Here is a 10,611-nt window from a genome sequence, read left to right as displayed (position 1 = left end):
ACACAGATGATTTCTAATGCGGGGTAGCTTTGTGCAAGTACAGAGTCTAGGCAGGCACGAAGGTAGGCAGCAGTGTTGAAAACTGGGATGATAACAGAAATAATATGCATCAAATTTAGTATATACTTATTATATTAATACATGAGATATTTTTTAACTTATTTTACATTTTATTTATATAAAATTAAACTTAAAACAATTGCTATTTTTCTAATAAATAAAATAAGAAAAAAGAAAAATACTATTAATTATAATTTACCAACATATATAATTACTTCATATGATCATAACGAAATAAACAATAATTTACAAAAATATTTTTTTGAATTCAAAAATCTTATAGTAGTTTATATAGATAATTATCATTCAAAGAAATATCTAAAGAAGTTATTACGTAATAATAAAATTAGTGCTGCTATAATCAAACATAGTAATTTTATAGTTATAGATGATAGTAAGCAAAATCAAAGCTTACTATTAAGGTATTTATTTAGTAAATCTAGAGGGGGAATTATTTTATTTACTACCTTAGAAATATATTTGACTGGTAAATTAATTCCATGGTTAAAAAATGAAATATATTATTATCCAGATTATATATTTCCAGCTGATAAGATTCTAAAAATAATCCTAGATAATAATAATTTTCAAACACTACAAAACCATTCAAAAGTAGAAGTAAATAATGAGTATGAAAACTTTATTTATACTTTAAATAAAAGTATTACATTTGTTAAAAACAACAGAGAAAGTTATCTAGGTAAGGCTTCATTTTACCAACTTCTTTATTTATATTTTTATAATAAGTTTTATAATATAAAGAAAAAATTTTAAGTTTATTATTACTATTATAAAACTCTTATTTTAACAATCCAAGTTCAAATAATAGCTATAAAATCATCAATTATAAGATTACTAACAAGTTATTAATAATAAATAACTGTGCTAATTAGATTGTTATTTATTATTAATAACTTGTTATTAACCATTTAATATAGTGTGTTCTAAGTTGGTTATTTCGCTTTTAATTTTTTTATCTTTTGAAAGTATTTGTTCAATTATTTTACATGCGTATAATACAGTTGCGTGATCACGATCGTTAAAATTTTTACCGATTTCTGGCAAACTTTGTTTTGTCATTTTTCTTGCTAAATACATAGCAACTTGCCTGGGAACAATTAAAGATTTAGATCTACTTTTACTGACTAAAGATTGTTGTGAGATTTTATAAAAATCAGCAACGATTTTTTGAATCTTATCAATGGTTATATTTCTTTGTTTAAGAGAAATAAAGTCTCTAAATGTATGTTTGACAAAATCTATTGTGATAGTGGACTTTAAAAACTTTGAATAGGCTATTAGTTTTTTAACTGCGCCATCAATTTCTCTAACATTTGAAACAAAATTCATTGCTATATATTCAATTACTTGTTGGTTGATGGTTTGTTCACAGTGTGCCTGGTTGAATTTTTGTTGTATTAATAATTTTCTTGTTTCTAACGAAGGAGCTTCAATGCGCGCTGTAATGCACCACTGAAAAAAAGTTTTAAGTCTTTCATCTACATTACATAGTTGTTCGTCATCGTTACCAAATGTCATAATAACAGTTCGTTTTAAGCTATTTAAGTGTAAAAGTATATTCATTAATTCTTCTTGTGAGCGTTCCTTTTCATTAAAAAAGTGACAGTCATCAATTAACAATACATCCACTGAACGATATTGCGCTCTGAATGCTTCAAGCCTGTTGTTGGTAATGGCATTTACCATCTCTACTACAAATTTTTCTGCATGTACAAAAAGATACGTTGTTTGTGGTAATGTTTTTTTTATATGCATGGCAGTGGCATTTAAAAGATGGGTTTTACCCAAACCATAAGTACTATAAATCATCACATGTCCGTTATGGGTCTTAGGATTTTCTGCAACGGTTTTACAGAGCCCATAGGCAAATTCATTTGAAGTTCCGGTAATAAATGTATCAAATGTTAACGCAGTGTCAATTAAGGAAAGTTGCTGCTGAATAATTTCTTCTTGTCTTCGGTCGTGCTTAACTAAGAATAAACAAACTGAAACAATATCTTTATCTTTAGAACGAATAAAACCCTTGATATCTTCCAAATACCTGCTTTTAATTGTTTCAATAATTTGTTGGCTTGGAATATAAATACAAAAATCACTTTTTCTAATTTCGGTATAAAGTGGCTCAAGAAGATCTCTTACAGTTGCCTCGTCCCATTTTTTAATGAGTGACGCAATACATTCTTTCCAAAGAGCTGTGCTGTTCATATTTTTTTTAGTGATGGTAATAAGTTACAAAATTTTTATGCCCTGTGCAATAATATATTTTACTTTTGTTAAAAAAAAGTTTAGCACAGGCTATATAAATGTGGTAGACCTGTTATCTATTAAAAAATAAGTGTAAAATAAGGGAAATTAGATAATACACAATTACCATGAAGCGAACATACCAACCAAAAAAAGGCAAAAGAAAAAAAACTCACGGCTTTAGAAAAAGAATGAAAACTTCTAGCGGCAGAGCGGTTTTAAACTCTCGCAGAGCAAAAAAAAGAAAAAAATTAGCTGTTTAATTTTTTGAAAAACATTTCTCTAAGAAATTCTCAGGATTTTTCACTCGTTTATAGCAACGGCAAAAGAGTGAGGACGAATGCTTTATCCTTCAAATTCTGTAAAAATGAAATGTTACAGCCAAGACTCGGACAAGCGATTTCTGTCAGACAATGTAAACTGGCAGTGCATAGGAATAAACTTAAAAGAAGAAACCGAGAAATTTTTAAGAAACTACAAAATCAATTTCCAGCCATTGATATTGTAGTGTCACTAAATAAAATTATTTCAAATACAGATATTGCGGGCAGCTATCAAGTATTATTAGAAGATTGGAAAAAGTTTAACCAACAAGTACGGGTTTTCTGAGGTGATTTTATTTACCAACTTTTTACTTTTGTTATGTGGAAGGGCTGTTATTGGTTGTGTTAAGGCTTATCAATTGTTTTTGTCTGCGTGGCTTTCCATGTGGTTTCCAACGGCATGCAGGTTTTATCCAACCTGCTCTAACTATATGATCGAGTCAATCACAACACATGGTCCTTTAAAAGGGTTGTTTTTTGGAATTAAAAGAATTATTAAATGCAATCCATTCGGCCCTTCTGGGTTTGATCCAGTACAAAAAGTTAACCATGAAACATAATTATAGAGAAACCTTAAGAATATTTCTTTATCTTATCGTAGGGATACATTTTTATGCACTCTATCAAGCATGGGAAGCTGACAATCAACCGGTTGCTAAAAACAATGTGGCATCTAAAAGCGCAACCTTACCTGATCAAATAGTACCAATAAAAGACAGCCCACAATTACCTGTCCAATCTCCAAAAGACACTCCTTCCGCTAATCAAATAGAGGCTCCCATTTTCTCCTCTACACCATCAATAAAAACCACCTCGGCCTCTTTAGTTGAAACCAGTACCGATGGGTTTACTGCAAAGCTAAGCTCAGTCGGGGGCGATATACAAGCAATTGTTCTTTCTTCATATTTTAATGCCAACAATACCAATTACGAAATTTTAGGAAACTCGGAGCAAGAGTACCTAATGCTCCAATCTGGCTTTACAACTAATGGTGATCAGACGATGTTACCAGAATTGACGAGTGATTACAGACTCATTGAAAAATCAAGAGGCGATGTAAGCGTAATTACTTTTGCTTGGAGTAATGATCAGATTACCGTTTTAAAATCATACTCATTTTATAAATCTTCCTTTGAAGTTGACCTAGCTCTTACAGTAATTACCTCAGACAAGTTAAAAAACAACATAGATATTTTCCCCTTTGTGCAACAAGTTGCAACACCCAGAACTAAACCAATTTTTTCAAGCAGTTATCTTGGGGCAGCAACATTTAATGAAGAGCAGGGCTATAAAAAATTAAGCTACTCAACACTTCAAGAAGGATCTTATAAAGCAACTTTAAAAGACAGCTGGTTTGCTTTTGTGGATCATTATTTTGTTTCTGCTTGGATTCCTCCTAAAGACCAAGCGACCGATTACTATTCAAGAGCTTCTGCAAACAAAGGAAAAGTAATACTTGGTGGTTTTTTGCCAGGAAAAAATATTGGACCGGCAAGTAAAGAAACCTGGCACTCTAAATTTTATTTTGGACCAAAAAGCTCAAAAAAACTAGAAAAAACCACCCCAACGTTATCTAAAGTTATTGATTATGGAATATTAAGTTTTTTATCAAAACCCATGTTTTGGCTATTAGAATTCTTTCATGAAAATGTAGGCAACTGGGGTTGGGCAATCGTCTTGTTAACATTTGTTATTAGGGCGATATTATATTATCCTGCTGAAATTGCTTTTGTCTCTATGGCCAACATTAAAAAGGTTCAGCCTGAAATGCTAGCGCTAAAAGAACGACATGCTGATGATAGGCAAAAATTAGGCATAGAGATGATGAGGCTTTATAAAGAAAATAAGATCAATCCTTTAAGCGGCTGTCTTCCAGTGCTTTTACAAATTCCTGTTTTTATTGCTTTATTCTGGATGCTTTCAGAGTCAGTTGAGATGAAGTACTCCCCTTGGATTTTATGGATAAAAGACCTTTCCGAAGCAGACCCTTTCTATGTTCTGCCTGTCTTGATGACCATGAGCATGATCGTCCAACAGAAACTAACAGCCCAGCCAGCCGATCCGCTTCAACAAAAAATATTCTCAATGCTTCCATTAGTGTTTGGTGCGATGAGCATTATTTTTCCTTCAGGTCTTGTGCTCTATTGGGTAGTTAATAATATTTTGTCAGTGTTGCAACAATTAGTCATTGAATATAGGTTAAAGCTCAAGGAAGACCGAGCGCATTAGAACACTAAGTGATATCATTGTTGCCTTGGCCAGTGCCACTGGTAAATCTGGCATTGCAGTTATTAGACTTTCAGGATTAGGTTGTATTAGCCTCGCAAGTCGCGTTTGTTTCAATGGAAAGTTAAGAGACAGCACTCCAAGACTAGCTCAGGTTGTAAACCTTGAGATTGATGGAATTATAGATCAAGTTGTGGTCATTACCTATCAGCAAAATAAAAGTTTTACAGGAGAGGAGAGCCTAGAAATCCAATGTCATGGAAACCATGTGCTCATATCAATAATTATCGAGGCCTGTATTAATGGTGGCGCAAGAATGGCGAACCCTGGAGAGTTTTCAGAACGAGCCTATCTGCATGGAAAAATAGATCTTGCCCAAGCGGAGGCTATCGTGGACCTCATTCACGCAACAACAAAACGAAACCTCATAGCCTGCACTAGGTCTCTTCAAGGCGAACTTTCAAAATTCTGTAAGATTCTAAAAAACAGCATTCTTGATATCTTTGTTGAGGCAGAGGCACATATTGATTTTAGCAATGAGGACATTGAAATAGTTTCATGTGAAACATTAGCAAGCAAGTCCCAATCAGTGTCACATGAACTAACTACCTTTATTGAACGATGTAATTATGGAAAACTAATTACTGAAGGGCTGCATATTGCAATTGCCGGGAAGCCTAACGCGGGAAAATCAAGTCTATTTAACGCTCTGGTTGGTGAAGGCACTGCTATTGTTTCTGAAATGCCTGGCACAACCAGAGATATTCTCAAAGAACAAATAGCTATTGCTCAAATACCTATCACGCTTTATGATACCGCAGGGCTTAGGAGTTCAATTGATACTATCGAGCTTATTGGACAGGAGCGAGCAAAGCAACTTTTTTCTAGAGTAGATCGCATCGCCTATATAACAAAACTTGACTACTCTTGCAAAAATAAAGAAGATCTAGAACAAATGTTAGAATCAGACAAAGAGTTAGCTGCGATAAAATTGCGATTAGGGGATTGTCCGATAGATTTTATTTTCACCGGAAGTGATTTATACCCTAGTGAGCAAAAAAGCGTTTTGTTAAGTGATGGGTCTCAAGCCATAATTCTTAGCACTTTAATTCATGATACACTTGGCACACTCCTGCATCACTGGGAGTCAGTAGTTCAAAACCAGCAGCATTCAGATAATGAGTTTTCGGCTAGAGCTAGGCACATTCAATGCCTGACTAAAAGTAGAGATCATTTAAACCAAGCGGCATGCTATTTTAGTGGTACTTCCGAGAATATTGTGCTCGCTTGCGAAGAGCTTAGAATGTCACTGCAGGCCATTTCAGAACTTGTCGGCGAAACCACGAACGATGAGTTGCTTGGTAAGATATTTTCAACTTTCTGTATTGGGAAATAACATCATGTATTTGGTAGTATTTCTATTTAAGTTTTTATTCAATGTAGGCAAACCTATTTTTATAAGCATTAAAAGAGCATGGGCAACTATTATCTTTAGGCAGACATATAAATTTATCCCCAAACCAGTAAAACGATATTTTCAAAAATACCCTAGCATCACCATTGTTACCGGCTCAACCAAAAATCACTATGCATCCGCATTACCTTTCATTATTTCAGTTGCTGAGAATTTACCAAATTGTAATTTAATCTTTTATAATTTAGATACTGCGCATATTCCCACCACGATAAAACAAGTCTGCGCCCTGTTTGGGTATTCTTTTAAAACTTTTGATTTCTCAAAACACCCAAACTGGTTTTCAATTGAAAGCCAGTTAAATCAAAACACAGACAGATTTTACGCAGGTGCTTATAGCTGGAAACCTAATATTATTCATTACGAGTTACAAAACGCTACTTGCGATTACCTTATTTGGTGTGATGCAGGAAATCAAATTAGCGTAAGTTTTGAGAAGAAAAAATTGCTGAATGCGAATGAAGCGCCACAAACATTTTATGAGCTTATTGCTCAAGGACCTGTTACAGCTTTCACCACTTGGCACACAATAAAAAAACTGACTCACCAAGATACCGTTTCTAAATTACAAGGCGAGCCTTATCTGGATGATGAAATGAAAATGGGAGGCTGCATAGTGCTAGAGACTAAAAATGAATTAGTACATGACCTAATAACTGAATGGAAAAACTCCTGTAATGATCCTGACCTTGTTGCTCCTCGGGGAGCTACAATCCTGAATCATCGCTATGACCAGGCCATTTTTTCAATTTTATTTTATAAATACGCTGATAAATATGGTTGGACAAAACACCTAGGCAATCCTAAAGCACATATCACTATTCATCATGATAACAACTTGGTGCGTGTGTATGGTAAATGCCATTATAGTAACATATGATATTGACCATGAAATATGTATTTATGTTTTTGCTCTCAATTTTATTTTTAATTATATTGTTAGGAATGATCGGTCTTGGTTTTGCTTATCTTTACAGTTTCAAGAATAAAGATAGCAATCTCGCTAAGGTGTTTAATAATATGCCACAAGGCACTTGGTTTTATAGTGGAAACTATAGTTTTATTGATGCCGGGGAACCATTTGAGCAATATGAAAAAAAAGTAGTTGATTATTTATTAACCAGATCTAAGGCCCTACCTGATTTTACTGTACCTGAAATGGTGCGCTTAAACAAACCTTTTACGCTCGCGGTTGACCCCGAAGCCTGTAATCAAAAACAAAAGATCTCAGCACTGCTTATTCACGGTCTTTACGCTTCACCAAACTCAATGAAAGACCTCGCCGAACACTTACAAAAAAATTGTATAGAGGCAACTGCTATCTTGCTTCCTGGGCATGCCACGAAGCCAGGCGACCTATTGTCATTAAATGGAGAAGTTGTCTTAAAACAAGTTGAGGCAAGAATTCAGGCATTTATTAACTCAACACCAGATAGTAAAAGAATTCTCATAGGTCATTCCTACGGCGGCCTTCTCTCCGTTTTATTTTCACAAAAATTTAACCAGCAAATTCACGGTATGATTTTGTTTGCCCCAGCTTTTTTTGTCACGAAACACGCGCCACTACATGCGTCTATTGGCTCTAGATTTTTATCTTACTTGCCTACTAACGATTTTGGCAGACTCTCCCCGGTTTTTTATTTAACCCAGAGTATCAATGCAGCAAAGATACTGTTTAGTCATTTAGGTTTAGTTACTAAGGCAAAGCCAATTAATACACCAACTATGCTGATGATTTCAGACCAAGATGAAGTAACCAACTACCGGGGTGTGATTTCTTTCGCAAGAAAAAAATTGGCAAACTTAAAACTCTTTTTAAATACCAATGACAAAGACTCTCAATATGAATTATATGGAAACTCGGCCACCTATTTGAATTCGGCTTCGCCAGAGGATAAAGTTGTTTCAATGTCGCATCTGGGATACTTTATCAAATGGAACAATCCTATATATTCCGAAAACGGACCAATGGCATGCATAGATGCTAGAAATTTTGATTGCCGTAAGCCTCCCAAAAGCTGGATTCAAGGCGGGCTAACCAATATTCCAAAAAACATTCCGATTTCAAAGTTAACCAGAAATCCTTTTTTTGAAAGAGACATGAATGAAGTCGTAAGCTTTATTCAAAATATTGCATCTGAAAATCTTGTCACAGACTCTCCTAAGAGTAGTGAAATTATTAGCAAAAAGTAATTTAGTGCAATCATCAGGAATACAATCGCTGAGCGTCTCTAATGTAAGGATTATTAAATCATTAGGACAAATTCCAATCGCAAAAAAAACACTTTTAATTGGAGATAATGGAAGTGGCAAAACCTCTTTACTTGAGAGCCTGTATCTCCTTTCCACTGGCAAATCATTTAGAACTTCACGAGCTGCGGATCTAATTACTAGTGGGGAGCAGAGTTTAATCGTAAGAATAACTGCTGCAAGTCTCAACCAAACCTTAGGCATAGAAAAAACTACAAAAGGAGCAACCACTATTCATTTAAACGGTGAGTCAATTAACAAAGTCAGAGAGCTGGCTAGGCTGAGGCCTACTTTAATATACCAACCTGATAGCCTTTCTTTGGTAACTGGTAGCTCAACAATTAGAAGGAGGTTAATCGATTGGGGATTGTTTCATGTGAAACATGAGTACATTGTTCACCTCACTGAATATTTGAGAGCGCTTCGCCAACGCAATGCCTTGCTAAGATTGTGTAGAAAACAACCCAAACTGTACAGCGATCAACTTGACCAGTGGGACAAGGTACTGGTCGACTACGGTGAGAAGATTCACAAAGCCAGGCAAGAACTTATTGCCCAAATGCAAGATATATTTTTACAAACTATAGCCAATCTCGCACAGCCAGAAATGAATATTGATTATATTCATGGCTTGGATGCTAGTAACGCCATAGAGAATGATTTTGCTCAAGTGTTTACAAATAACTTAAAAGAGTACAGAGACCAAGACATTATGCTTGGCTCCACCGCTAAAGGACCTCATCGTTCTGATATTGCTATTACCATGGCAAATTTTAATGAAATTAAAAATGCAAAAGATTTTCTATCGCGTGGGCAACAAAAATGCCTTAGTTTTGCTCTGATAGTATCACTTGCAAAATGGTTTATCACAAGAATTGAATCAAGACCAACCATAACGCTACTTTGTGATGACATCGCTTCTGAGTTAGATGAAAGCAATCTTGCCAATGTAATGAATGTCTTAGAGACCATTGATGCGCAAATTGTAATTACTGCCATAGCAGACCAGTCTATTCCTATGGCGGAGAAGCTGGGCTATTCAACGATTAAATTAGTTAAGGGCGCTATCTGTTAGCTCTTTTAGCTGGATACCTTCTAATATCCCTTACATGATGAAAAATTGAATAGTATGCTCTCATTATTTTAATCATGTCAACAAGTATGAGGCCGCAACAATTACTTGAGTCAGTTGCCAAATGCTAGCTTAAAATACAAATACAGCTATATATTTTAAAACGCGCCTAAAGTATAATACATTTAGAATGGTAGATTATAAAAAACTTACTAAATGCCCATTAGTTAGTATTACAATTGAATTAAGACATGATTCCAATATTCAATTTGGTGAATTATATAATGTAATCAATACTAAACTTGCCTCAAGAATTAAAGAAAAAAACACGCATGGAATTTTGACCATCCCAAGAGATGTTAGATTTAATGATACTAATCTAAAATACAAACCAATCCAATCATTTAAAATAGATAATGGGTGTGTGTGGAATTTTTCTGAAGACGGCATTTTTTTACAATATTCTTTTGATCCAATTTTTAAAGGCGAGTTTTATTCGGGTTGGGAAAATTTAAATTTATCATCGGAAATTAAATTAGTAGTAGATTGTTTAAAGGCACTAGGTGTCAAAAGCACAACTTATTTAGGATATAGAGTTCTAAATATGTTTGAAGGTTCAAAAATTTTCCAACATAGTAATATAGATATAAAATTAAATAGCAAAGATTTAACTGCTGAAAGTGAAAATATATTAATATCCAATGAAATTAATAAATCAAGCTTAAAATTAAAATACATAATTGCAGTTAATTCTAAAATCATTCATCCAATGAAAGAATTTAAAGGCTCTTATATTGACATAGATGTAAGTTATAATGAATTTATCACAACTGACACAAATGATGAGCTTGTATTTAAAAGAGTCTGCCAGCTTCATGACGAAGAAAAAAATTGTTTTTTTAGCATTTTAAAGGAATCGTTTGTTGAAACATTGAACTAAA

Annotated in this window: 11 protein-coding genes; 10 read left to right on the top strand and 1 reads right to left on the bottom strand. The window is 34.1% G+C overall.

Annotated elements, in window-relative coordinates; all coding sequences use genetic code 11:
- Positions 1-141 precede the first annotated feature (141 nt).
- Complete coding sequence (locus QM538_05560; GenBank protein ID MDI9347953.1) at positions 142-834, top strand: hypothetical protein; 693 nt, start codon at positions 142-144, stop codon at positions 832-834.
- 147 nt (positions 835-981) lie between these two features.
- Here QM538_05560 and dnaA read toward each other — a convergent pair whose 3' ends face one another.
- On the bottom strand, positions 982-2,286 hold the full coding sequence (gene dnaA, locus QM538_05555; protein ID MDI9347952.1) for a chromosomal replication initiator protein DnaA: 1,305 nt from the start codon (positions 2,284-2,286) through the stop codon (positions 982-984).
- A 167-nt stretch (positions 2,287-2,453) separates the two neighbouring features.
- Here dnaA and rpmH point away from each other — a divergent pair, with 167 nt between their 5' ends.
- The 9 genes from rpmH to QM538_05510 all read left to right on the top strand — a co-directional run bounded on the left by rpmH (position 2,454) and on the right by QM538_05510 (position 10,610).
- Entirely contained in the window at positions 2,454-2,588 is a 135-nt protein-coding gene (gene rpmH, locus QM538_05550; protein MDI9347951.1) for a 50S ribosomal protein L34, read from the top strand.
- Positions 2,589-2,592: 4 nt separating this feature from the next.
- Positions 2,593-2,934, top strand: a complete 342-nt coding sequence (gene rnpA / locus QM538_05545; protein MDI9347950.1) for a ribonuclease P protein component — start codon at positions 2,593-2,595, stop codon at positions 2,932-2,934.
- A gap of 1 nt (position 2,935) precedes the next feature.
- Positions 2,936-3,208 (top strand): membrane protein insertion efficiency factor YidD, encoded by a 273-nt coding sequence (yidD, locus tag QM538_05540; GenBank protein MDI9347949.1) that lies wholly within the window; start codon positions 2,936-2,938, stop codon positions 3,206-3,208.
- Positions 3,198-4,877 (top strand): membrane protein insertase YidC, encoded by a 1,680-nt coding sequence (yidC, locus tag QM538_05535; protein MDI9347948.1) that lies wholly within the window; start codon positions 3,198-3,200, stop codon positions 4,875-4,877. The genes yidD and yidC overlap by 11 nt, the downstream gene beginning before the upstream one ends.
- A 25-nt stretch (positions 4,878-4,902) precedes the next feature.
- Complete coding sequence (gene mnmE, locus QM538_05530) at positions 4,903-6,270, top strand: tRNA uridine-5-carboxymethylaminomethyl(34) synthesis GTPase MnmE (protein MDI9347947.1); 1,368 nt, start codon at positions 4,903-4,905, stop codon at positions 6,268-6,270.
- A 4-nt stretch (positions 6,271-6,274) separates the two neighbouring features.
- Complete coding sequence (locus QM538_05525; GenBank protein ID MDI9347946.1) at positions 6,275-7,228, top strand: hypothetical protein; 954 nt, start codon at positions 6,275-6,277, stop codon at positions 7,226-7,228.
- Between the two features lie 8 nt (positions 7,229-7,236).
- Positions 7,237-8,541 carry an alpha/beta fold hydrolase gene (locus QM538_05520; protein MDI9347945.1) on the top strand — a complete coding sequence of 435 codons (1,305 nt, stop codon included), beginning with the start codon at positions 7,237-7,239 and terminating at the stop codon, positions 8,539-8,541.
- Positions 8,495-9,673 (top strand): DNA replication and repair protein RecF, encoded by a 1,179-nt coding sequence (recF, locus tag QM538_05515; protein ID MDI9347944.1) that lies wholly within the window; start codon positions 8,495-8,497, stop codon positions 9,671-9,673. The genes QM538_05520 and recF overlap by 47 nt, the downstream gene beginning before the upstream one ends.
- 187 nt (positions 9,674-9,860) lie before the next feature.
- Positions 9,861-10,610: a TIGR04255 family protein gene (locus tag QM538_05510; protein ID MDI9347943.1), complete on the top strand. Its 750-nt coding sequence runs from the start codon at positions 9,861-9,863 to the stop codon at positions 10,608-10,610.
- Position 10,611 lies beyond the last annotated feature (1 nt).

Source organism: Candidatus Methylacidiphilales bacterium (genome assembly GCA_030054035.1).
In the GTDB taxonomy this organism is placed as follows: Bacteria; Pseudomonadota; Gammaproteobacteria; order JASGCS01; family JASGCS01; genus JASGCS01.
The sequence above is the reverse complement of the archived record's forward strand: the minus strand, read 5'-3'. Positions and strand labels throughout refer to the sequence as shown.

Coding starts and splice junctions, on each gene's coding strand:
- dnaA (MDI9347952.1), bottom strand. CDS start 2,286: ATGAACAGCACAGCTCTTTGGAAAGAATGTATTGCGTCACTCATTAAA.
- QM538_05560 (MDI9347953.1), top strand. CDS start 142: ATGAGATATTTTTTAACTTATTTTACATTTTATTTATATAAAATTAAA.
- QM538_05510 (MDI9347943.1), top strand. CDS start 9,861: ATGGTAGATTATAAAAAACTTACTAAATGCCCATTAGTTAGTATTACA.
- QM538_05520 (MDI9347945.1), top strand. CDS start 7,237: ATGAAATATGTATTTATGTTTTTGCTCTCAATTTTATTTTTAATTATA.
- QM538_05525 (MDI9347946.1), top strand. CDS start 6,275: ATGTATTTGGTAGTATTTCTATTTAAGTTTTTATTCAATGTAGGCAAA.
- rpmH (MDI9347951.1), top strand. CDS start 2,454: ATGAAGCGAACATACCAACCAAAAAAAGGCAAAAGAAAAAAAACTCAC.
- yidC (MDI9347948.1), top strand. CDS start 3,198: ATGAAACATAATTATAGAGAAACCTTAAGAATATTTCTTTATCTTATC.